General features: G+C 65.2%; 24 protein-coding genes. 14 read left to right on the top strand and 10 right to left on the bottom strand.

All coding sequences use genetic code 11. The features are described 5' to 3' along the window. Positions 1-63: 63 nt before the first annotated feature. From MNI96_RS20670 to MNI96_RS20655, 4 genes are all read right to left on the bottom strand, one after another. Complete coding sequence (locus tag MNI96_RS20670; RefSeq protein ID WP_249696248.1) at positions 64-279, bottom strand: flagellar protein FlaG; 216 nt, start codon at positions 277-279, stop codon at positions 64-66. A gap of 499 nt (positions 280-778) precedes the next feature. Continuing rightward, positions 779-1,276 carry a flagellar protein FlgN gene (locus MNI96_RS20665; protein WP_249696246.1) on the bottom strand — a complete coding sequence of 166 codons (498 nt, stop codon included), beginning with the start codon at positions 1,274-1,276 and terminating at the stop codon, positions 779-781. Next, positions 1,273-1,605 carry a rod-binding protein gene (locus MNI96_RS20660; protein WP_249696244.1) on the bottom strand — a complete coding sequence of 111 codons (333 nt, stop codon included), beginning with the start codon at positions 1,603-1,605 and terminating at the stop codon, positions 1,273-1,275. The genes MNI96_RS20665 and MNI96_RS20660 overlap by 4 nt, the downstream gene beginning before the upstream one ends. Continuing rightward, positions 1,605-2,750, bottom strand: coding sequence for a flagellar basal body P-ring protein FlgI (locus MNI96_RS20655; protein WP_502960367.1), 1,146 nt, complete (start codon positions 2,748-2,750; stop codon positions 1,605-1,607). The genes MNI96_RS20660 and MNI96_RS20655 overlap by 1 nt, the downstream gene beginning before the upstream one ends. Positions 2,751-3,023: 273 nt before the next feature. Here MNI96_RS20655 and MNI96_RS20650 point away from each other — a divergent pair, with 273 nt between their 5' ends. The 3 genes from MNI96_RS20650 (at position 3,024) to MNI96_RS20640 (ending at position 5,414) form a co-directional block, all read left to right on the top strand. Further along, positions 3,024-3,443, top strand: coding sequence for a flagellar assembly protein FliX (locus MNI96_RS20650; RefSeq protein ID WP_249696242.1), 420 nt, complete (start codon positions 3,024-3,026; stop codon positions 3,441-3,443). 173 nt (positions 3,444-3,616) lie between these two features. Continuing rightward, positions 3,617-4,033: an RNA polymerase-binding protein DksA gene (dksA, locus tag MNI96_RS20645; RefSeq protein WP_120267268.1), complete on the top strand. Its 417-nt coding sequence runs from the start codon at positions 3,617-3,619 to the stop codon at positions 4,031-4,033. A gap of 208 nt (positions 4,034-4,241) precedes the next feature. Next, the gene (locus tag MNI96_RS20640) at positions 4,242-5,414 is read left to right on the top strand and encodes an HD-GYP domain-containing protein (protein ID WP_249696240.1); all 1,173 of its coding nucleotides are present in this window, start codon (positions 4,242-4,244) and stop codon (positions 5,412-5,414) included. Positions 5,415-5,628: 214 nt separating this feature from the next. Here the strand turns inward: MNI96_RS20640 and flgH are convergent, their stop codons facing one another. The 4 genes from flgH to flgF are packed head-to-tail and all read right to left on the bottom strand — an operon-like array spanning position 5,629 to position 8,919. Continuing rightward, complete coding sequence (gene flgH / locus MNI96_RS20635; RefSeq protein WP_249696238.1) at positions 5,629-6,381, bottom strand: flagellar basal body L-ring protein FlgH; 753 nt, start codon at positions 6,379-6,381, stop codon at positions 5,629-5,631. Beyond that, the gene (flgA, locus tag MNI96_RS20630; RefSeq protein ID WP_249696236.1) at positions 6,381-7,343 is read right to left on the bottom strand and encodes a flagellar basal body P-ring formation chaperone FlgA; all 963 of its coding nucleotides are present in this window, start codon (positions 7,341-7,343) and stop codon (positions 6,381-6,383) included. Before flgA ends, flgH begins: the two co-directional genes overlap by 1 nt. Positions 7,344-7,372: 29 nt before the next feature. Then, the gene (gene flgG, locus MNI96_RS20625; RefSeq protein ID WP_249696235.1) at positions 7,373-8,155 is read right to left on the bottom strand and encodes a flagellar basal-body rod protein FlgG; all 783 of its coding nucleotides are present in this window, start codon (positions 8,153-8,155) and stop codon (positions 7,373-7,375) included. Positions 8,156-8,181: 26 nt separating this feature from the next. After that, positions 8,182-8,919, bottom strand: a complete 738-nt coding sequence (gene flgF / locus MNI96_RS20620; protein ID WP_249696233.1) for a flagellar basal-body rod protein FlgF — start codon at positions 8,917-8,919, stop codon at positions 8,182-8,184. 285 nt (positions 8,920-9,204) lie between these two features. Here flgF and MNI96_RS20615 point away from each other — a divergent pair, with 285 nt between their 5' ends. From MNI96_RS20615 to MNI96_RS20595, 5 genes are all read left to right on the top strand, one after another. After that, entirely contained in the window at positions 9,205-9,711 is a 507-nt protein-coding gene (locus tag MNI96_RS20615; RefSeq protein ID WP_249696232.1) for a flagellar basal body-associated FliL family protein, read from the top strand. Between the two features lie 8 nt (positions 9,712-9,719). Continuing rightward, on the top strand, positions 9,720-10,943 hold the full coding sequence (fliM, locus tag MNI96_RS20610; RefSeq protein ID WP_249696230.1) for a flagellar motor switch protein FliM: 1,224 nt from the start codon (positions 9,720-9,722) through the stop codon (positions 10,941-10,943). Further along, positions 10,940-11,440 carry a DUF6468 domain-containing protein gene (locus MNI96_RS20605; protein WP_249696228.1) on the top strand — a complete coding sequence of 167 codons (501 nt, stop codon included), beginning with the start codon at positions 10,940-10,942 and terminating at the stop codon, positions 11,438-11,440. Before fliM ends, MNI96_RS20605 begins: the two co-directional genes overlap by 4 nt. Further along, entirely contained in the window at positions 11,437-12,177 is a 741-nt protein-coding gene (locus tag MNI96_RS20600; protein ID WP_249696226.1) for a MotE family protein, read from the top strand. The genes MNI96_RS20605 and MNI96_RS20600 overlap by 4 nt, the downstream gene beginning before the upstream one ends. Before the next feature lie 217 nt (positions 12,178-12,394). Then, positions 12,395-16,267: a UDP-N-acetylglucosamine--peptide N-acetylglucosaminyltransferase SPINDLY family protein gene (locus MNI96_RS20595; RefSeq protein WP_249696224.1), complete on the top strand. Its 3,873-nt coding sequence runs from the start codon at positions 12,395-12,397 to the stop codon at positions 16,265-16,267. Positions 16,268-16,319: 52 nt separating this feature from the next. On the opposite strand, the gene fliP is transcribed toward MNI96_RS20595, so the two are convergent. Then, positions 16,320-17,087, bottom strand: coding sequence for a flagellar type III secretion system pore protein FliP (fliP, locus tag MNI96_RS20590; RefSeq protein WP_249696223.1), 768 nt, complete (start codon positions 17,085-17,087; stop codon positions 16,320-16,322). A gap of 13 nt (positions 17,088-17,100) precedes the next feature. Next, on the bottom strand, positions 17,101-18,714 hold the full coding sequence (locus MNI96_RS20585) for a FliO/MopB family protein (RefSeq protein WP_249696221.1): 1,614 nt from the start codon (positions 18,712-18,714) through the stop codon (positions 17,101-17,103). 409 nt (positions 18,715-19,123) lie between these two features. On the opposite strand from MNI96_RS20585, the gene flgB reads away from it, so the two are divergent. The 6 genes from flgB (at position 19,124) to flhB (ending at position 22,537) form a co-directional block, all read left to right on the top strand. Then, a complete protein-coding gene (flgB, locus tag MNI96_RS20580; protein WP_249696218.1) occupies positions 19,124-19,531 on the top strand; it encodes a flagellar basal body rod protein FlgB in 408 nt (135 codons plus the stop codon). A gap of 45 nt (positions 19,532-19,576) precedes the next feature. Further along, positions 19,577-19,987 carry a flagellar basal body rod protein FlgC gene (gene flgC, locus MNI96_RS20575; protein ID WP_158193068.1) on the top strand — a complete coding sequence of 137 codons (411 nt, stop codon included), beginning with the start codon at positions 19,577-19,579 and terminating at the stop codon, positions 19,985-19,987. A 33-nt stretch (positions 19,988-20,020) separates the two neighbouring features. Beyond that, positions 20,021-20,335 carry a flagellar hook-basal body complex protein FliE gene (gene fliE / locus MNI96_RS20570; protein ID WP_158193067.1) on the top strand — a complete coding sequence of 105 codons (315 nt, stop codon included), beginning with the start codon at positions 20,021-20,023 and terminating at the stop codon, positions 20,333-20,335. A gap of 70 nt (positions 20,336-20,405) precedes the next feature. Next, complete coding sequence (fliQ, locus tag MNI96_RS20565) at positions 20,406-20,675, top strand: flagellar biosynthesis protein FliQ (protein ID WP_249696216.1); 270 nt, start codon at positions 20,406-20,408, stop codon at positions 20,673-20,675. A 7-nt stretch (positions 20,676-20,682) separates the two neighbouring features. Beyond that, positions 20,683-21,456 carry a flagellar biosynthetic protein FliR gene (fliR, locus tag MNI96_RS20560; protein WP_249696213.1) on the top strand — a complete coding sequence of 258 codons (774 nt, stop codon included), beginning with the start codon at positions 20,683-20,685 and terminating at the stop codon, positions 21,454-21,456. Between the two features lie 4 nt (positions 21,457-21,460). Then, a complete protein-coding gene (gene flhB, locus MNI96_RS20555; protein WP_249696212.1) occupies positions 21,461-22,537 on the top strand; it encodes a flagellar biosynthesis protein FlhB in 1,077 nt (358 codons plus the stop codon). Positions 22,538-22,588: the final 51 nt, after the last annotated feature.

Genomic DNA, 22,588 nt, shown 5'->3' with positions numbered 1-22,588 from the left:
ACTATAGCCGATTCGAAAACCCGTGCGGGCTGCCGGCGGGGCGAGCGTACGCCCCGCGTCTCGTCAAAGGCTGCGGCTGAAGGAGAGGCCGGTCATGTCTTTCTGGGTCGTCTCGGCGAATGCACGACGCAGCCGCAGGATCGATTCCTCCGGAATCTGCTGCACCACCTCGCCGGTGGTCAGGTCGACCGCCCTGAAGACGATGGAATCGGTGATCTCGTCGCGAAATTCCTCGCGCTTGATGTTGGCCTCGGCCTTGGCGAAGCTGTTCTCCGCCATCGGGCGGCTGGCTGCTGTCTCGCTCGGCGGCTGAATCGCCTTCTCGGGCGGTACGTCTGTTCGCGCGGCCGGGGATGCGCTGGCCTCCGAAGGTCTCGGCGCCGTCGGCACGAGCGTGTAGGACGCAGTCCTGATAGGTGTCGCTTCCATTTGCTTACCTCTCCACCGGACATATCCGCAAACGTCAGGCGCCCGGAATCAACGTCGTTCGTCGAGCATATCGTCTTTCACACATTAACCTTGTTCAGATATCTTCGATACGCAGGTCGATCCACAGCATTCAGGAGGATCAACTTCCATATCGTGGCAAGCATCTTATCGGAAAACTGTGAATCCCGTGTTAACGAATTCATTAGGTTTTGCGCTTGATGCGATCTGATCCTGATTCGTTCCGTGAGAGTTAACAAACAGGACCAAGGCTCCGCACCAAACGACAGCGCCGCCCGCGCAGGGGCGGGGGCGGCGTGACCGGATCCTGGTCTGAAGAAGAGGAAGGGCGTCAGAGCGCTCGGTTGACGGCGATGCCATCGGCCAGGGCGGGCGTGCGCGGAGCGCTGCCGCCGGGGCCATAGGTAGAGGGCGTGCGGGTGCTTGCCGCCCCTTGCGCCACCTTGCGCAGGAGGTTGTCCGCGACCTCGCGGGCAGTGGCCAGCACCGCCAGGTTGATGCGCAGCACCGGCTGGAACTCCGCATGCCGCCGCTTCAGCCGGTCGACAGCCTCGGGGGCGAGGTTGCCGAGCGAGGTGGTCTGGTCGCGCATGAAGGTCATGCCGCGCATGTAGATGCTGACGAGCTTTGCCTTTTCCGGCTGGAGGTCGCCGGCCGCGTCCAGCTTGCCGAGGCGAACCAGCTCCGTCTCGCGCTCGATGACGGCCAGAAGGTCTCCCATCGCGGCTTCGAGGCGGTTGCAGGTGGCTTCCGCCGCCTGGCGGTCGGCTATCGAGCCGGAAAAGAACTCTGGGGCAATTTCTGCGAGCTGTTTTGTGTCGAGGCTCATTGTCCGGCCGTCTCCTGAAGGGCAAGAAGTTCTCGCTGGACCGAGTCGGCGATGCCGATGCCCCCGGCCTTGGCGATGGTGTTGGCGTATTGTTCGACCAGCATCCCGCTCCAGGCTTCGGAGCCGGTGTCGCTGCCCCAGGCGCCGCCTTCCTCCAGACCGGCGAACATGGTCTGGAACATGGTGTTCAGGAACACAGCCTCGAACTGCTCGGCGTTTTCGCGGGTGAGGGCGGCAGGATTTGCCGGGTTGGCGTTGAGGGCGCCGCCCCGGGCGGCGTAGAGGCCCTGGGCGCCGGCGTGGACGGTGTCGATGCCGGGCATACTCATCACATCACCTCGATTTCGGCCTGGAGCGCGCCGGCGGCCTTGATCGCCTGCAGGATCGAGATCATGTCGCGGGGGCCGATGCCGAGAGCGTTGAGCCCGTCGACCAGCTGCTGCAGCGTCACCGACTCCCGCACGACCGCCAGCTTGTTGTCGCTCTCGTCGTCCACGAGGATGTCGGTTCTCGGCTCGAATGCAGTCTGGCCGTTTGCGAAGGGCAGTGGTTGCACGATTTCCGGGCTTTCCGCGACGGTGACCGTCAGGTTTCCTTGCGCGATCGCGACGGTGGAGACCTTGACGTTCTGGCCCATGACGATGATGCCGGAATTCTCGTCGATGACGATGCGGGCCGGCAGGTCGGGCTCGATGATCAACTGCTCGATGTCGGTCAAAAGGTCGACGATGTTGCCGTTGAACTGGCGCGGCAGGTCGATGCGAACGGTGGCCGGGTCCAGCGGCTCGGCGGTCGGCAGGCCGATCAGCTCGTTGACCGCCAGGGCCATGCGGCGGGCGGTGGTGAGGTCGGGATTGCGCAGGGCAAGGCGCAGGCTGGTCATCGAGGCCAGCTTGAAGTCGATCTCGCGCTCGACCAGGGCGCCGTTGGCGATGCGGCCGGAGGTCGGGACGCCACGCACGACCGAGGCTGCGTCGCCCTGCGCCGAAAACCCGCCGATAGCGAGCGGGCCCTGCGCGATGGCATAGACCTCGCCGTCGGCGCCGAGCAGCGGTGTCACCAGCAGCGTGCCGCCCTGCAGGCTGTCGGCATCGCCAAGGGCGCTGACCGAAACGTCGATGCGGGTGCCCTGGGTAGAAAATGCCGGGAGGTTGGCGGTGACCATGACGGCCGCCACATTTCGGGTGTTGAGGTTGAAGCCGCGGGTGTTGACGCCGAGGCGCTCGAGCATGGCCTCCAGGCTCTGCCGGGTGAACGGCGCATTGCGCAGGCTGTCGCCGGTGCCCTGCAGGCCTACCACGAGGCCGTAACCGATGAGCTGGTTGTCGCGAATACCCTCGAAATCCGCGATATCCTTGATCCGCGAGGCGGCGCTTGCCGGGGTTGCCAGCATCACGACAAGGGCGAGCGTCCAGGCCAGGCAGAGGATCTGCAGGAGGCCGGAGAGGCGTGAAAGGAGGCCGGGCAGGGTCATTCTTGCGTGTCTCGATCGCTCGACAGATGGCGTGGGCGGCTTGCCCGCGTTTCCTTATGCGAGCGGCGTGCCAGAATGTCCGCTGCTGTGACATATTTCTTATCTATTTGTTTTTAATAAAAGAATTTAATTATCCCTTCATGGGGCGGGTAAGTCTGCGATGATCGGCTCCGGCTCGCCCGGCAGGATTTGCCGGGTTGTTAACGCTTCGTTTACCAACTCGGAAAATTGTGTAGCCTTGAGAGCTCCTCCAGCAGGATCCGGTTTTCGACCATGAGAATTTCAGGCTACGCGCCCCTGTCCGGGGTCGGCGGACGGAACCAGAAGAAGCGGACCGACGGTTCGGGCTCAAGTTTCGATCTCGGCGGCACGGGACGTTCGGAGAGCGCCTCTTCCGCAGGCGGGGCTGGCGGCATTGCCGGCATCGATGCGCTGCTGGCGCTGCAGGAGGTGGACGACCCGTTGACCGGCCGGCGCAAGGCGACGGCGCGGGGCCACGACTTGCTCGACACGCTGGAGGGAATGAAGGCGGATCTGCTGGCCGGACGGGTTTCGCCGGAGCGGCTCAATCGCCTTGCGACGATGCTGGAGCGACGGGCGGACAGCGGCACTCCTGCGCTGGAGAAGGTGATCGACGAGATCGAGCTTCGCGCTAAAGTGGAGCTGGCAAAGCTGGGACTGTACGGGAATTGAACACCCGCAGATGCCGCTCGATCAGGCCGGACTTATGCCGAAAACAGAGGCATCCGGTCTAAGTATATGAAAAATATTACAGAAATTTGGCGCACTTTTCGACGTCGGCGGCGTTGTCCATCGCCCGCAGGATCGCTATATTCCGCGCGGCCTAACGGGAGCCGGAGTAGAACATGACGGTTGAGCTGGATGCCGAGTATCGTCCCAGCGAGGACGAGACTTTCATGAACGAGCGTCAGCGCGAGTATTTCCGGAACAAGCTTTTGCGGTGGAAGGAAGAGCTCCTAAAGGAAAGCCGCGAAACGCTCGCAAACCTCCAGGAGGAAAGCCAGAACCACCCCGATATCGCCGACCGGGCGTCTTCCGAAACGGATCGTTCGATCGAGCTCAGGGCCCGCGACCGCCAGCGCAAGTTGATCGCAAAGATCGATGCGGCGCTGGAGCGTATCGCGGACGGATCTTACGGGTACTGCATCGAAACGGGTGAGCCGATTTCCATCAAGCGGCTGGAAGCCCGCCCGATCGCGACCCTGTCGCTTGAAGCGCAGGAAGCCCATGAGCGCCGTGAAAAAGTTTATCGCGACGACTGATGCCGCGCCGGCATTGCCGGCGGCATTCGTCTGACCAACTTGCAAGGCCCGGCAGAGTCCGGGCCTTTTCATTTTAGGCGGGGGCCTCGCGGAGCGGCGTTCACAGCTCGTTAATATTTTCTGGTTGAGTTGATTAAGGGTTCGACAAGTTGCGCCGGGTAAGAGTGACGCAGAGGAATCTCGGCGTCACTCGAGTTCGGCGGTTGGCATGATCGACGTCATCATTCTCCTGGATCGGGACAACGCAGAGCCGGCATTCGCCAATGCACTGGCGCTCGCCTTCAAGGTTGCGCGCATCCCGCTTGCCACCGCCAATGCCGATCGGCTCGCGCACGCCCGCGTCGTGATCCTCCACAGTTCTTTGCGGCGCCAGAGCGAGGTGTCTCTGCTTGCCTCGATCCTCCCCGAGGAACGTCGCAAGAGCGACACGATCTACGTTGCACCGGGCAGCGACCGGGCAGGGCTGGTTCAGGCCGAGGCGCTCGGCATCGAGCGTATCATTCCGAGTTTTCGCCCGCCGGGCGATATCCGCACGGCAGTGCAGTCCATTCTCAACAGGGACCTGGCGATCCATCTTGCGGGGCGCTCCCCCCATATGGCCAAGGCGATCGAGAACGGCGACATACTGTATCGCCAGGCCGGTGCCGCCATGCGTGCCGACCGGCCGTTGCCGCCGGAGATCCTCGGTGCGACCACCCGGGCGATCAGCGAGGCAACACGCCGGGAGGGGCTCGGCGGCTGGTTGGAGGCGGTGAAGCTGCATCACAGCGGCACCTGTCGTCACATGCTGAGCGTGGCAGGCAATGGAAGTGCCTTCGGCCAGTTCCTGGGGCTGTACGATACGGATATCGCGATGATCACCGAGGCGTGCCTGTTGCATGATGTCGGAAAGCTGTTCATTCCGACCACCGTCCTGGAAAAGGACGGTCCGCTCAGCGATAGGGAAAAGCGGTTGATCAACACTCACCCGGCGCGCGGGGCCTTCGCGCTTCAGCGCGGCGGTCGCAGCGCGGTCGAGGTGATCGAGGCGGTGCGCGACCATCACGAGTATCTCGACGGCAGCGGCTATCCCAACGGCATCGGCGGCAGTTCGATCGGGTGGCTGACCCGTATCGTTACCATTGCCGATATCTACAGCGCACTGACCGAGGGGCGATCCTACAAGGTGGCGATGCCACCGCGCCAGGCCATGGCCATCATGAGCGAGATGAAGGGCAAGCTCGATGACCGACTGTTCACCGCCTTCCGGTCGATGGTGCTCGAGCCGGTTTTCAAAACCAGTCGCGGCGGGCGGGACAAAGCGCGTGGCGGTGTGCGGGAGCCTTGCCTGAAAAGCGGTAAGCATCCGCTCGACCGGGCGAATCGGGAAGACGCGGCCTGACAGCCAACGTCAGCGCCGATCCGCACACTGCCGATTTTCAAGAACCTCCGGTGACGCGTGCGGGAAGCAAATGCGGCGGGCACGGGTCCGCTGGGGAGCGGGGGGATCCCGTGCCCGCCTGCCGTCCTGTGCCTGGGGAGCGTGGAGCGGCTTGGGGAGGGGAGAGGTCCGCGGCGCCTTTCGGGGAGCCGGACCGCGGACCGAAAAGGCAGGGTCAGAACGGCAGGACGATGTCGAGCACCTGGGCGCCGTAACGCGGCTGCTGGACGTCGGTGATCTGGCCGCGGCCGCCATAGCCGATACGGGCTTCCGCGATCTTCTCGCTTTCGATCGTGTTGTTGGCGGCGATGTCTTCGGGGCGCACCACACCGGCGACGATCAACTCGCGCACTTCGAAATTGACGCGCACTTCCTGGCGGCCCTCGATCACCATGTTGCGGTTCGGCAGGACCTGCGTGACCACAGCTGCGACACGTGTCTGGAGCTTTTCCTCGCGATCAACCGTGCCGCTGCCCTGGAACGTGGACGCTCCTTCTGCCGAGGCCAGGTTGTCGGCACTGGTGCCTCCGGGCAGAAGGAAAGTGTTGATTGCTGATCCCACGACGCCGCCGGTGCCGCTGGAGGATGTCCCGGTACGACTGCGCTGAGTCTTGTTGTCGAACTCGGCCTTGTCGGAGATCGTCACCAGCACGGTGAGGATGTCGCCGACCCGTGCGGCTCGCTGGTCCTTGAAGAACCCACGGGCTCCCGAACGCCACAATGAGTTGGAATTGTAGTGGACCGATTCCGGTGTCGGCATCGGCATCTGCACAGGGCGATAGCCGGCTGTGGTGGTCGGATCCTGGATTGCCGACAAGGCAGGAACCTGTCCCACCTGGGACAGCTTGTCGGCGGTGCCGCAGGCGGCGGTGGCGAGCGCCAGCGAGACGGCCAGCGCGGGCTTCATCAAAGTCATGCGAGGAGCCATCAGTTCGTCTCCTGGAGCTGGGCGAGGCGCTGCCGTGCGAAACCGACCTCGATCTGGTCGCGGGCACGGACAATTCCCGTGACGGTACGGCGGGACTGGAGATTGAGAACGTCGATCATCTCACCGGCGGCGCCGTTGGACATGGCCTGTCCGACGGTGGTCAGCGTCATGCCGGCCGCCCGATAGACCAGGGTGACCTTGGCACCGCGGCGCACGAGCACCGGCGGCTCGAAATCGGCGGCGCGCAGCGGCCGGCCGACCTGGAGGGCCTGGCGCGCGGACTGGCCGACGATCTGTGCCGGGTCGGTAATCTGGCGGGCCGTCAGGCGGTTGCCGGGAACTCGCCGCGGCTCGAGGTCGGAGGCGGTGATGATGGTGCCGCGGTCGATAGGTCGGGCGGCCACGTACACGTCCACCATCTCGCGGGCGACGCCGGTGAGGCGCACCGTGGTGGTGCCCTCGACGGTGCGGATGCGCAGGGTCGTGGACAGGCGGCCGGAATAGCGGTCCCAGGCAAGATCAGAGACGCTGACCGGCTCGGTGCCGCCGGCATCGGCGAGCAGCGGTCCGCGGAATCCTGTCAGCGCGACGTCCAGCGCCTCCGCGTCGAGATCGCTTTCGCGGGCAAGCAGTGCATGGCGCACGGCTTCGGTCACTTCGTTCTCGCCGACGGTCACGGCGAGGCGCTCGACAACGACCTGGCGCAGGCCGTCGGTGCCGGCCGCCGCATAGCCGGCTTCGCGTGCGCGCTCGGCGACCGTGTATGCCGGCACGGTGCCGCGGGTGCCGGCATCGGGGGCGCGGAACAGCGGGGTTCCGGCATGGGCGCCGGCATCGGGATAAAAATCGCCGATGGTGACGACCGGGCCGGTCACAGCCACTTCGGACCGCAGCGTGCCAGCCTGCGCCGGAAGGGCGACGGCGGCAGCAAGCGCGGCGGCAAGGAGGAGTTTGGCGAACATCGCGGATATCCTTCTGGTCAGCCGGCGCGTCAGCGCAGGTTCGAGGTGGTGGCGGACATCTCGTCGGCTGCCTTGATGATGCGTGAGTTCATCTCGTAGGCGCGCTGGGCGGCGATGAGATCGGAGATCTCGCTGACCGCTTCCACGTTTGCCATTTCGAGATGCTTCTGCATCAGGTCGCCGAAGCTGGTCTCGCCGGGGTTGCCGACGATGGCCGCACCGCTGGATTCCGTTTCCAAGAACAGGTTGTCGCCGATAGCTTCCAGGCCCGACTTGTTGATGAAGCGGGCAATCTGGATCTGGCCGAGCACCTGCACGGCATTGTTGGCGTCCAGTACCTGCACCTGGCCGTCGTTCGAGATGGTGATGTCGCGGGCGTCCTCGGGAATGACGATGCCCGGCAGTACGGAATAGCCGTCGATGGTGACGAGCTGGCCGTTGGGGTCGCGCTCGAAGGATCCGTCGCGGGTGTAGGCGGTGCCGCCGTCCGGCATCTGGATCTGGAAGAAGCCTTCGCCGCGGATCGCGACATCCAGTTCCTTGTTGGTCGGGGCCAGGTTGCCCTGGCTCATGATGCGGGCGGTGGAGGCCGTCTTGACGCCCGAGCCGACCTGCACGCCGGTCGGCACGATCGTGCCGTTTGCGGAGGAGTTCGTGCCCATGCGGCGCAGGTTCTGGTAGAGCAGATCCTGGAAGTCGGCGCGCTGGCGCTTGTAGCCGGTGGTGCGCATGTTGGCGACGTTGTTCGAGATGACCTCGACGTTGAGCTCCTGGGCGCGCATGCCGGTGGCGGCGATATGAAGTGCCTTCATGACGAGTGTTCCTTCTTCCGCTTCGCTCAGGCCTGGACGGAGCCGAGGCGTTCGATTGCTTTGCGCAGCAATTCGTCGCCGTCAGACAACATCTTCGACACGGTCGTGTAGTTGCGGGTGACTTCGATCATCCGGGTCATTTCGACGACACCGGAGACGTTCGACCTCTCTATGGCGCCCTGCTGGACACGCACGCGCTCGGCCGCCAACGGCGCCTCGCCCGCGAACAGGTTGTCGCCGACACGCTCCAGCGTCTGCGGGTCATCGAAGCGGACGATGCGCAGGCGGCCCTTGACGCCGAGCTCGGTGGAGACGGTTCCGTCCTCGGCGATGGTCACGTCGCCATCGTCTGCGGTGAAGACGAGAGGACCGCCGTCACCCATGACCGGGCGCCCGTCGGCCGTCACCAACTGGCCTGTCGCGTCGAGGTGAAAGGCGCCGTTCCGAGTGTAGCGCTCGCCCTCGGGGTCGCCGACGACGAAGAAGCCTTCGCCCTCGATAGCGACATCGAAGGTGTTCTGCGTCAGCGAGATCGCACCGGCCTCGAAGTCCGAGGAGGCGCTGTAATCGAGGACGTAGGAATACTTCTGGTCGGGGCGCTCGAAGGACGAGGCCTCGGCCACCGGCATCAGGTATTCCTCGAAGAGCAGACGCTGGGACTTGAAGCCCGTCGTGTTCATGTTGGCCAGGTTGTTGGCCACCACGCTCAACTGGTTGCGCAAGGCCGTCTGGCGCGACAGCCCGATGAGCAGTGAATTCTCCATAACGTACCGTTCCTGTGCTCCCCAGCGAACATCCACCCTCCCCAGAGCGGATGCTCGTTAACCCTGTTGCAGGGAGCGTGCCAGTTGGCGGAACGTTGATTTTGCTTATGTTTTTGGTTGATCGGAAGGGTGGGGCGGCAGGTTTCTCCCTACCAACAGTTACCGCTCGGCAAAATTTGCCGCATTTTGCGAGGCGTTAACGGTTCGGTAACCTCTCGTTAACCATTGTGGCTTTAGAAATTAATCATACGCGCGGGAGGGGCAGCGCAGAGAGGTCAAGCCACCATGACGGCGGATGCGGATGCAGCCGAAGCCGGCGCCCCGGAAGAGGGAGCCGGTCGGTCGAAAAAGAAGCTGCTGATCTTCGGGGTCGCGGGTCTGGTCCTGTTGGCCACGGCCGGAGTCGGCGGCTATTACTTTTTCACGGGCGGGGGCGAGTCGGCGGCGCCCGATGGCGCTGCGGCGCCCGACGCTGCGGTCGAGCAGCGCCCTGCGGTGTTCTTCGACCTGCCGGAAATGACGGTGAACCTGTCGAGCGAGGGGCGTGCGACCTACCTGCGCGTTCGTATTTCGCTGGAGGTTTCCGACCGGGATATGGTGCAGAAGATCGAGCCTTACCTGCCGCGTATTCTCGATGCCTTCCAGGTCTATCTGCGCGAGCTCCGCCCGGCGGATCTTGAAGGGTCTTCCGGTTTGTTCCGACTCAAGGAAGAGTTGCTGCGACGCATCAATACGGCGGTTTATCCGGCTCGCATTGAGGGCGTGCTCTTCAAGGAAATTCTGGTCCAGTAAGGTCACCAATGGCTGACGACGACGATCTCGGCAATCTCGACGAGGCATGGGGCGAAGCCCTGGCCGAACAGATGGACGGCGACGGCGACGACGAGGACCTTGCCGCTGCCTGGGGGGCTGCGCTCGAAGAGCAGGGCGTCGCCGGCGGCGACGACATGGCGGCCCAATGGGCGGCGATGATCGACGACAGCGAGCCGGAGCTGGAAAGCGCCACGCGCGGAGCCGACCGTATCCTCAACCAGGAGGAGATCGACAACCTCCTCGGTTTCAACATCGAGGACACGATCGCGGCCGACCAGAGCGGCATCCGCGCGCTCATCAACTCGGCGATGGTCTCCTACGAGCGTCTGCCGATGCTCGAGATCGTCTTCGATCGCCTGGTTCGGCTGACGACCACGTCGCTGCGCAACTTCACGTCCGACAATGTCGAGGTATCGCTCGACAGCATTTCCTCGGTCCGTTTCGGCGACTACCTGAACTCGATCCCGCTGCCGGCCATCCTCGGTGTGTTCAAGGCCGAGGAATGGGACGGCTTCGGCCTGTGTACCGTCGAATCGAGCCTGATCTACTCGATCATCGACGTGCTGCTCGGCGGCGGGCGTGGCATGTCGGCCGTGCGCGTAGAGGGACGTCCCTACACGACCATCGAAAGCAATCTCGTGCGGCGGATGATCGAGATCATCATGCACGACATGGAGCAGGCCTTCTCGCCGCTCTCGCCCGTCCATTTCAACCTCGAGCGCTTGGAGACCAATCCGCGCTTCGCCGCGATCTCGCGCCCGGCCAATGCGGCCATCCTTGTCGAACTGCGCATCGACATGGAGGACCGGGGCGGCAAGATCGAAATCATGATGCCCTATGCGACCCTGGAGCCGATCCGCGATCTGCTCCTGCAGATGTTCATGGGCGAGAAGTTCGGCCGCGATCCGATCTGGGAAGGCCACCTGGCCACCGAGATATATGCGGCGGAGGTGGATGTCGACGCCGTCCTCTACGAGACGCACATCCCGCTCGGGCGGGTGCTCGACCTTAAGGTGGGCGAGACGTTGCTTTTCGATATTTCCCCGAGCGATCCCGTGTCGATCAAGTGCGGCGGCATTCCGCTGACCCAGGGGACGATGGGCAAGGACGAGGATTCGATCGCGATCCGCGTCGAGCGCGGGCTGCAGAAGCCCAAGATGACCTTGGCCGCTTTCGAGCGGGCCATGCAGAAGGAAATGGACCCAACATGAGCACGCTCCCTGTCGGACTGTTGATCGAGAGCCTCGTCGCGCTGCTGCTGGTGGTGACGATCGGATATTGCGTCGTGCTCAACAAGCGGCTGAAGCGTCTTCGTGCCGACGAGGAGGCGCTGCGCGCCACGATCTCCGAGCTGATCACCGCCTCGGAAATCGCCGAGCGTGCCATCCTGGGCCTCAAGGCGACGGCAGGCGAGGCCGACCGCACCCTCGGCCAGCGTCTCGTCGATGCCGAGCGGCTGTCGCAGGAACTCGCGGCCCATGTCTCGCGCGGCAATACCGTGCTCGAGCGTATCACCCAGATCACGGAGGCGGCCCGCACCGTGCAGCAGAATGCGGCGGCTCCTGCGCCCGTCGCGGCCGCTCCGATTGCCGAGCCGGCGCCCGCCCGTCCTGCCGCCATGCGCGCCAGCGATATCCGTTCGGCCGCCATGGAAGCGACCGCCCGCCTGGAGCTGTTCCGCAAGCGTGCCGCGGAGCAGGCCGCGTGACAAATCTGCGCCTGATCCCCGTTCTCGTCCTTGCAGCCAGCGCGCTTCTGGTGCTGAAGCTGCTTGGGCTCGCAGTCGATGGCGGAACCTCCGTCACCGCCGGCGTGAGCGTGGCGATGGCGCAGCAAGCGGCCGACACGGCGGCCGCTCCCACCGATGCAGCTTCCGGCGCCCAGGCGCAGGTCCAGACGCCGGCAGCTGATACGGCGGCCGCCGTTCCTCCGCTGCCGGGCGGAATGGGCGGCGATGCGCCTGCTGCGCCGGGCGGGCTGGAACTCGGCGGCTCGATCGCCGAGCGCAAGGTGCTCGAATCTCTCAGCGAGCGCCGGCGCGAGCTGGACAATCGCGAGAAGCAGTTCGAACTGCGCCAGCAGTTGATGAAGGATACCGAAGAGCGCCTGAAGCAGAAGGCCGACGAGATCGCGGCCATCGAGGAGCGCATCCGCATGCTCAACCAGGAGCAGGAGAAGAAGCGCGAGGACGGGCTTAAGGATCTGGTGCTCATGTACGAATCGATGAAAGCGAAGGACGCTGCACGGATCTTCGACCGTCTCGATCTCGACATTCTCGTGCGGGTCGCCAAGCAGATGAAGCCGCGCAAGATGGCCGACATCATGGGGCGGATGATGCCGGAGGCAAGCGAGCGGTTGACGGTGGCTCTCGTCACCGGGCGCAAGCCGGAGGAGGAAGCCGTTCCGGTTGTCGCTCCGGACCTACCGAAGATCATGGGCAATTGATGAAAGCTCCGCCGGGGAGCTGCTCCCTGACCGGAATGCCCGGGAATCCGGGACATCCGTTAAACGCAGCGTTAAGCCGCGACCGCTAGACTGGCTGCTCGGTCGAAAGGTTCAGGGGAGCCCTGTGAGGCAGGACGGCTCGAAAAGAGACAAGCTACGAACCGTCGTCGTGCACCTCGCGGCGGCGTTTTCTGCGTTTGTGCTTCTGCTTGCAACAGTGTTTGCTCCCGTTTTCGGCCTCGTTTCGGGCGCCCGTGCGGAACCCCTTCTGGCGGACCTGCGCGCTTCGCAGCAGGACGGCTATGGCCGTCTGGTTCTGACCTTCAAAGACCGGACCCTGCTTCCCGAATACGACGCGCTCGCCTCCAACGGCGTGCTGCGCATCCGCTTTCGCGACGAAGTGAGGGCCAATGTCGACAGCGTTCCCATCGACATGCCGAACTTCATCTCCATCGCTCGGCGAGACCCTGATGGCTCGGCCTTGCGCTTCGCGCTGATGGGCGACTTCCGCGTGAATACCATGGAGGCGGGCGAGAAGCTGTTCATCGACCTGCTGCCGCCGACATGGCAGGGCATGCCGCCCGGCCTGCCTGACGATGTGGTGCAGGAACTGGCCCGGCGGGCCGAAGAGGCGATTCGCCGCGCGCGTGCGCTGGAGCAGGCGCGGCTGAAGGGGCAGGACGAGCCGAAGGTGGAGTTGTCCATCGGTACGCATCCGACCTTCACGCGCCTTGCCTTCGAGTGGAACCTGAATTTCGATTCCGCCTTCGTGCGCGAAGGCGACATGATCAAGGTTACCTTCAACTACGATGTCCCGCTCGACTTGTCGGAATTGCGCTCGCACCTGCCGCCGGGCGTGGTGGATGCCACGTCCTTCATCGACGAGGGACGGCTGAAGTTCCTGTTGCGGGTCCAGCCGGATGTCGACATCCGCTCCTTCCGCGAGGACAATTTCTACATTCTCGACGTGACCCCGCGCAGCATGGCGCAAGATCCCGTCAATGCGGCGATCGACGACGCGGTGGAGTCGGGCGAGCAGATCCCGGCCAATGCCACTTCCGTTGTCTTCGCCGGTGGGACGGCAGAGGCGCCGCAGCAGGCCGCCGCCGAACAGCGCACGGCCGATGGTCACGCACCTGCGGGAACTCCGGAAGGCGTTGCGCCCACGCCGAACCCGGCCGAGGCTGCCGCATCGCCCGAAAGCGCCGGGCAAGCACCGGCTCCCGCGCAAGAGGCCGCGTCGGCATTGCCGCTCCCGAGAGAAAAACCGCGAGCGCAGGAGGCTGACACGGCTGAGGCGGCGACCCCTGCCGCGGAGCCTTCTGCGGAAGCCGCACCTGCCGCCGAGATGATTGAGATCTCCGAAGCCGCCAAGGCGGCCCCGTCCGCCGAGAGCCAACCGGAGCAGCCCGTTGCAGCTCCCGCGCCGGAAACCGTTGCCGCCTCGAGTCCCCCCGCTCCTGCGGCCGAAGACGTCCTGCCGTCGGAAATCGACCTCAGCGGCGTTGCGGGGCATGAGATTTCCGGTTCTGCCGAGGTCGCCTCCTCGCCCGAAATGCCGCCGGCCGGCTATGACGACGAGGCGCGCCGGTTCGTCGTCGCCGAGGCACGTCGCATCGGCGATACGGTGCGGGTCGTGTTTCCCTTCTCCGAGCCTGTCGCCTCGTCGGTCTTTCGGCGTTACCGCAGCCTTTACCTCGTCTTCGACACGGCGGATCCGGTTGACATTCGCGGCATGCGGTCGGTGCTTGCCGACCGGGTCGAGGCGGTGGAGGTGACGGCCAATGCGGATTGGCAGGTGATCCGTATCGACCTGATGCGTGATGCGCTTGCCTCTGTCGGCATCGACGGCAGTGCCTGGGTTATGACCATCGGCGAGATGATCCTCGAACCGTCCCGCCCGCTCGCCCTGGAGCGTACCGTGCGGGGTGACGGCCGTACGATCATCACCATCCCCTTCAAGGCGCCGGCGGCGGTCCGTGAGGTCGTCGATCCCTTTGCCGGCGACAAAGTGACGGTGGTGACCGGCTTTGCGCCTGCACGGGGCGTGCTCAAGCCGCAGAGTTTTGCCGAGTTCGACGCTCTGATGTCGGCGCATGGCGTCGCCGTGCTGAGCAAGGCGGACGATCTCGAGGTCAAGCTGAACGGCGATGCGGTGATTCTGGAGCGGCCGCGCGGACTTGCCATCTCCAATGGCAACCTCACCAAGGGATCGAAAATCCTGCCGCCGGTGGTCGATCCGGTTGCGCCCGGTCACGTCGACCTCGGCAACCTGATGAGCAGCAGCACCGAGGATTTCCTCGATAAAATCAAGAAGATGGAATATGCGATCGCCAACACGCCGGAGGAGGAACGGCGGGTGCCGCGCATGGAGATGTCACGTTTCTACCTGGCGCATGGTTTTGCGCACGAGGCGCTGGGGCTGATGCAACTGGCCGCGGGAGACGACCCCGCGCTTGTCCGCGATCCGGGCTACAATCTGCTGATGGGGGCGGCGCAAACGCTGGCATCGCGGCCGCGGGAGGCGCTCGAGTATCTCGGCCGGCCGGAACTGCTCAACAATGCCGATGCCTCCGTCTGGCGTACGATTGCGGCGGCCGGCCGGCGGGACTGGACGACGACACGGGACAACCTGTCGCGCGGCCAGGCGGTGGTCGGCAACTATCCGGTGAGCGTGCAGATCGATTTTCACCTTGCCGCTGCCGAGGCGATGGTCGAGGTGAGCGATTACGGCCATGCGGCTGCCATTCTTTCCGAGATCGACCCGAGCCTTGCTTCCGCGCATCAGGCGGCGCGCTACGACATCATCCGCGGTCAGATCGCCGATGCTTCCGGCCGTTCGCGCGAGGCGCTGACGGCTTTCGACCTGGTGCAGCGCTCGCCGGACCGGGCCCTGGCTGCGGAAGCGGCATATCGGGCGCTGCGCGTCCGCCACCGCGACGGAGAGCTTTCCACCGAGGAGGCGATCGACGAGCTCGCCGGCCTTGCCGCCTCCTGGCGCGGCGACGAGACCGAGTTGAAGACCCTGCGCTTCCTGGCGCAGCTGGAAGTCCAGAGCGGGAACTACCGCAGCGCCTTCGAGGCGATGCAAGCGGCGCTCCAGGCAAATGCCGATGCGGAGACGACGCGTCTGCTGCAGGACGAAATGGGCGCGGTCTTCACCAACCTGTTCCTCAATGGTGAGGCGGACCGGATGGATCCGGTCAAGGCCCTGGCGCTCTTTTACGATTTCCGCGAGATGACGCCGGTGGGCCGCCGCGGGGACGAGATGGTGCGCCGTCTCGCCGGCCGGCTCATCGACATGGACCTTCTGGCGCAGGCCTCCGAACTCTTGCGCCATCAGGTCGATCACCGGCTGAAGGGCGCCGCGCGCGCGCAGATCGCCGCCGATCTCGGTGTCGTCTACCTAATGGATCGCAAGCCGGAAGAGGCCTTGCGCGTTCTCAACCGGACCCGCCAGGCCAAGCTCCCGCGCGAACTGGAGCGCCAGCGCAACATGGTGGAGGCGCGCGCCCTAACGGAGAGCGGCCGCCCGGATCTGGCGCTTGAGATCGTGCGCAACATGCGCGGCGAGGATGTCGACCGGTTGAAGGCGGATACGCTGTGGGCCGCACAGAGCTGGCGCGAGGCGGGCGAGCTGCTGGAGGGCCTGGTCGGCGGCCGGTGGTCGGACTCGGTCGCGCTGGCCGACCAGGAGCGTACCGATATCCTGCGGGCAGCCATCGGCTATTCGCTGGCCGACGATGATTTCAGCCTGTCGCGGCTGAAGGCCAAGTTCACGGACAAGATGAGCGACAGCCCGGATACAGCGGCCTTCGACATCGTCACCCGGCCCGTTGCCGACCGCGGGGTGGAGTTCATGTCCGTACTCGACAATTTGCAAAGTGTCGACTCGCTCGACATCTTCCTCGCCGAGTACCGTCGCAAGTACCTGCAGCCGTCGCCCGATGCTGCGCCGATTTTGCCGTCGGACCTGCCGATGTCGCAGGCACCCGACGAGGGCGACGCGCAGCGGACGGCCGCCCGTACCGGAGAGGCTGCCCCGACGCCGCAAGCCGCCGATCCGGCCGCCGCCGGCGATGCCGGTTAAGGCGTTCGGTTGCGCAAACCGGTAGGGAAAATGGGCGAGGGTTCGCCGCGGCTCAGCCGCTGGAGAAGCTCTGGACGAGGCTTCCGGCAATCAGGTTCCAGCCATCGACCAGCACGAAGAAGATCAGCTTGAACGGCAGTGAGATCACCACCGGCGGCAGCATCATCATGCCCATCGACATCAGCACCGAGGCGATCACCAGGTCGATGATCAGGAAAGGCAGATAGAGCAGGAAGCCGATCTCGAAGGCCCGGCGCAGCTCGCTGATCATGAAGGCCGGAACCAGCACGCGCATGCTGATCTCCTCCGGCGTTTCCGGCGCTTCCTGTCCGGAAAGCTCGGTGAACAGGGCCAGGTCCTTCTCGCGCACATTCGCCCGCATGAAGGCATGGAAGGGGCGCGAGCCACGCTCGAAGGCCTCGGGCATCTCGATGCTGCCCTCGACCAGCGGCTGGACGCCTTCATTGTAGGCAGCCTCGAAGGTCGGAGCCATGATGAAGAGCGTCAGGAAGAGCGCAAGCGAGGTCATCACCGCGTTCGGCGGCGCCGTTTGCAGGCCGATCGCCGAACGCAGCAGCGACAGCACCACCACGATGCGGGTGAAGCTCGTCACCATCACCAGGATAGAGGGCGCAAGGCTCAGCACCGTCAGCAGCGCGACGAGCTGAACCGCGCGTTCGGTCAGGCCGGTGCCTTCGCCGAAATCGATCGAGACATCCTGCGCGTGCGCGCCGGCAGCGAGGAAAAACAGTAAGAGACAGGCAAGGGTTGCGACCGCCGTCTTGCGGAGGGGCAGGACGGCGTGCCGGGCCCCTGTCATGGATGCAGTCCTGTCATTTGCGCGGTCCGCCGATCTCGCTCAGCAGGCGCGCCATTTCTTCCTCGATGGCATCCATCGTCACCGGACCATTGTCCTTCTTGGCCTCCTCGCCGTTGTCGACGTCGGCCGCAGGGCCATCGTCCGCCGGCTTGTCCTCCGCCTTGGGCGCGTCCGGCTTGCTCTCCTGCTGGGCGGCGGCGGGCGCCTCCGGCTTTACGTTCGCCGAGGACGCTGGCGCGGTTTCAGGCGCAGATACCGGGGGCTCTACCGTCGGAGCGGCCGGTGCCGGGCTTGCGGCAGGTGCTGCGGGAGCGAAGTCGGCATGCGGCTCGGTGCGGGCGGCCGGGGTGCTGCTGCGCGACTGATCGAGCTCGGCGAGCAGAGCATCCTCCAGCGAGGCGAGATCCGGCTCGATACGGCTTGCCGCCGGCGCCGTTGCGACTGCCGGAGCCGCGTGGGCTGCAGACACGCCGGGCTTGGCTTCGTCCTTCGGCTCCGGTTTGACCTCGACCTTGGCCTCCGGCTTGGTCTCGGCCTTTGGAGCGGAGGGGGCAGCCGGCCCGGTCGGTGTAGACGCAGCGGTTGCAGCTCCGCCGGCCGCGCCTGCGGTCACGCCGGACAGATCCCCGCGGGCAGCGGGCTTGTCGCCGGCAGCTGCGGGCTTGTCCGCCGGCTCATTGAATTGCGGGAAGGCGGTGCGGGCGTTGGCCGCCGGACCGGAAGACGGCGGCGTCACGTTACGGCGGATCGGCGGCAGCGGTTCGCGCCGAGGCTGCGCGGAGGCAGGCTGAGCGGCGGTGGAGGCAACCTCGGGAGCCTTCGGCGGGGCGACCGGGGCCTGTGCGATAGGTGGCTGTGCGATGGGGGGCTGCCCCAGCGGAGGCTGTGCTTGCGGAGCCTGAGGGGCCGATGGCTGCATGCCGAGCGGACGCAGCGGCGGACGCGGGGCCGGGGTCGCAGGCGCCTCGGGACGGGAAGCGGAGGGAGAGGCGGCATGGGCCTGGCCCTGCGGTTCGCTGCGGCTCGGGGCCGGGGCGCGGGCAAGGCCGGCGACCGCGGCACCTGCCGCTGCCACGGAGGCTCCGGCGCGCTTCAGCGGAGAGCCATCATTGCCTTCCACGGGGCGGCGCGGTGCGGGAGCCGGCTGCGGCTGGCGGCGCAGGGTGGCCGGCTGCGGCGCCGCCTGCGCGGCGGGGGCGCTCGCCGGCGCCGAGACGGGAGCAGGAGCGGCGGGGGCCGGCTGCGGTTCGATCTCGGCCGGACTGAAGGCGGCGGAGAGTTCGTTGCCCATTGCTGGCTGGCGCGGATAGGCTTGGGAGACCGGCACGCCGCGCACGATGTTCTGCTCGACGACGAGATCGCTCGGCCCGCCGACAAGCAGCAGATGCTCGACATTGTCGCGCCGGATCAGCACGAGCCGCCGCCGGGTGTCCAGCGAGGCGGCGTCCATCACCGCTATGCGCGGCTGGCGCGAGCGGCTGCCGAGGCTTCGGCTTCCGGCGATGCGGCGCAGGATCCAGATGAACACGGATATCAGCGCCAGGACAATCGCCACCGCGAGAAAGAAACCGATGCCACGGGCCCAACCCGGTTCCATCTGAAAGGTGTCAACCAGCCAACTTGTCATGCCTTTCTCGGCCTCTTCCTGTTCGAGGGTGCGCCCGCCGCCCGCCTGTCACGCGAATCTTGCGGTCCGGTCTACCCGTCCGTCCGGCGTTGGAGTTCCCCGCGCCTTAACCCCGATCCATGGCGTCGCGCAACCGGTCTTGCCGGGCGAACGCGCGCGAATCCTGCCTTACTGCATCCTGTTTAGCTGTTTTGTGCGATTCTCTCAAAGAGGGAAGGTTAACGCATATCGGCAAAAAATGCCGATTTGCGCCGTCAATATGCAAGCGGGGACCGGAACTTGCGCCTCTCATATGCGGGAAACTGGGGGCTTCTCCTTTCGGAAACGTTAATCGTTAACCCCTCGTTAACCATCTGCCCGGCAGGATCTGCCTAGTTGTTAACCCTCGCTGCAACGGGAAGATCGTTCCATGTCGGTCTCGGACCTGCCGCTGTTTCAGGCGCTCAAGTCGAAGATGCAATGGCATCAGAGCCGGCAGGGCGTGCTGGCCGAGAACGTCGCCAATTCCGATACGCCCGGCTTTCGGGGCAAGGACCTCGAGGAGTTCACCTTCGACAAGGCTCTGGCCAGCCGTACGGTCGGCCTTGCGACCGCGCGCACCAGCCGCGCCCATATCGTCGGCTCGATGATGCGCGAGAGCGGCGGCGCGGAGCGCGACGATGCCAGCGGTTTCGAGATCACGCCGGACGGCAACACGGTGGTGCTCGAGGAGCAGATGATGAAGGTGACGGCCAACCAGATGGACTACCAGACGGTTGCCTCGCTCTACCAGAAGGGGCTCGGCCTCATCCGTACAGCTCTGTCGCGCAACGGCTGAGTTCGCGCACCGTGATCAGGCCCTTCGGGGCCGGGGAGTTTGACCGTGGATTTCGTCAAGTCGATCTTCATCGCCGCAACGGGCCTGAAGGCCCAGAACGGCCGCATGCGGATCATCGCAGAGAATATCGCAAACGCCGATTCCACCGGGCGCACGCCGCAGGAAGATCCTTATCGGCGCAAGATCCCGACCTTCAGTGCCGAGCTCGACCGCAACATCAAGGCCGAGGTGGTGGAACTGGGGCCGGTCGAGTTCGACCGCTCCGATTTCAAGACCCGCTATGAGCCGGGTCATCCGGCCGCCGACGAGCGCGGTTATGTGCGCACGCCCAACGTCAACACCCTGGTCGAGATGGTCGACATGCGCGAGGCGCAGCGCTCCTACGAGGCGAACCTCAACCTGATCAGTGCGACGCGGCGCATGCTGCAGAAGACCATCGAGATTCTGCGCGCCTGATCCGCACCCGCCTTCCTTTCGGAGTAGAACGCCATGTCCACACCGTCGATCGCCGCCACCGCCTATCGCATGACGTCCGCGCTTGCGGGGGCGAATCAGGATACAAGTGTTAAGACTTCGTCGACGCCGACGCCGGACTTCGCCAACATGGTCAAGTCGGCCGTCGAGGAGGTGGTCGATCAGGGCCGCGGTGCCGACAAGCAGACGCTGGCGCTGACCGAGGGCAAGGCGAATGTCGTCGATGTCGTCACTGCGGTTGCCGAGACCGAAGTGGCCCTGGAAACGCTCGTTTCGGTCCGTGACCGCGTGATCTCCGCCTATCAGGAAATCATGCGCATGCCGATCTGAGCCTGAGCGGCTCCGCCGGTCCTTGCCGCCCTGGCAGGCCGGAGCGGAAGGCTGGAGCGGAAGGACTGTCATGACCGGGCCGGAGGTCCTCGATATCGCCCGTCAGGGCATCTGGACCCTGATCATCGTCTCCGCTCCGCCGATGGTCGTCGGTCTGATGGTGGGCGTCATCATCGCCCTGTTCCAGGCGCTGACGCAGATCCAGGAGATGACCCTCGTCTTCGTGCCGAAGATCCTCGCCATCTTCGTGACATTGATCATAACATTGCCCTTCATGGGGCAGGCGCTCGAGGCCTACACGGCGCGCATCGCCGACCTCATCGTCACCGGCTCCGGATAGCCGGACCATGAGCTTCGATATTTCCCTTCTTCCCCAGGTGGCGCTGCTGTTCATGCTGCTCTTCGCCCGGCTCGGCACGATGTTGATGCTGATGCCGGCCTTGGGGGAGGGGTCGATCCCGCCGAACATCCGTCTGGCGGTGGCGCTGTTGCTGACGCTGGTCTTCTATCCGGTCGCCGCGCCGCTTTATTCGGTCGACGCGACCCTGCCGCTGCCTCGTATCGGCGTGCTGCTGGCGTCCGAGTTCGCGATCGGCTTCTTCGTTGGCCTGGGAGCGCGGCTGATCACCTATGTCCTGTCCATCGCCGGCATGATCATCGCCAACCAGTCGGGCCTAGCCTTCGCCATGGCCACCGATCCGACGATGGATGGCCAGCAGGGCGCGGTGATCGGCTCCTTCCTGAGCCTGCTGGGCATCACGCTGATCTTCGCCTTCGACCTGCACTACCTGGTGATTGCCGCGATGAACGACAGCTTCCAGCTGTTTCCTCCGGGAGGCGGCATTCCCGTCGGCGACATGGCGGAACTCGCCACGATGCTGACGGCGGAGCTGTTCTCGATTGCGATCCGCATCGCCGCGCCGTTCATCGTGGTCGGGCTCGTTTTCTACTTCGGGCTCGGCCTGCTCAACAAGCTGATGCCGCAGATGCAGATCTTCTTCATCGCGATGCCGCTCAACATCGCCATCGGCGGGTTGATGCTCTTCGCCCTGCTGGTGACGATGATGATGTGGTATCTGTCGCATTTCGAGACGGCGCTCGGCCGGTTCATCGCGGGGTAGGGCGATGGCCGAACAGAACGACGACGCCGAAAAGACAGAAGACCCCACGCAAAAGAAGCTGGACGACGCGCGCGAGAAGGGCGACGTCGCCAAGAGCCAGGAGGTGTCGACCTGGTTCACCATGCTCGGCACCGGGCTGGTGGTGGCGCTGTTGGCACCGGGCATGGCGGACGACCTCCAGGCTGCGCTGCGCGGCTATCTCGCCCATTCGCACCAGATCCCCGTCGATGCCGGAGGCCTCGGCCAATTGTGGCGCGACACCGGGCTGCGGATCGGCGCCATCCTGGCCTTGCCGCTTCTCCTGCTGCTGGCGGCGGCGGTCATCGGCAACATCATTCAGCACCAACTCATCTGGTCTGCCGAACGGATGAAGCCGAAACTGTCCAAGATCTCGCCGCTGGCAGGGTTCAAGCGGCTGTTCTCGTCCGAAAGCCTCGTCAACTTCGCAAAGGGCCTGGTGAAGATCGCGGTGGTCAGCGGCCTGATGGTCGCCGTGCTGTGGCCGCAGCGCGACACGATCGACACGATGATCTTCCGCGACACAGTCGTGATGCTGGAGGAGGTGCAGATCCTCGTGCTGCAGTTGATCGCGGCGATCCTGGCGTTCATGACCGTGGTTGCGGGCCTCGATTACGTCTGGCAGCGCAAGAAGTGGTTCGACAAGCAGAAGATGAGCCAGCGCGAGATCAAGGAGGAATACAAACAGACCGAGGGCGATCCGCTGGTCAAGGGCAAGATCCGCCAGCTGCGCATGGAGCGGTCGCGGCGGCGCATGATGGCGGCGGTGCCGGAGGCCACGGTGGTGGTCACCAACCCGACCCACTACGCGGTGGCGCTGAAATACGAGCAGGGCATGCAGGCGCCCCTCTGCGTCGCCAAGGGCACGGACGCGGTGGCGTTGCGGATCCGCGAGATCGCGCGCGACAATGAAGTGCCGGTGGTCGAGAACCCGCCGCTGGCCCGTGCCCTCTTTGCGGCGATCGACATCGATCAGGAAGTGCCGGAAGAGCAGTATCGCGCGGTGGCAGAAGTGATCGGTTTCGTTTATCGAATGCGGGAACGCCGAGCCTGGCGCAGCTAGGAGCGGCGTTCGTCGCCGGGCGCATGGGCGCACGGTGGGTGCCGAAGGGAA

This window comes from Stappia sp. WLB 29, assembly GCF_023507705.1.
Lineage (GTDB): Bacteria > Pseudomonadota > Alphaproteobacteria > Rhizobiales > Stappiaceae > Stappia.
Note: the sequence above shows the minus strand (reverse complement) of the source record. Positions and strands in the feature narration are given on the sequence as shown.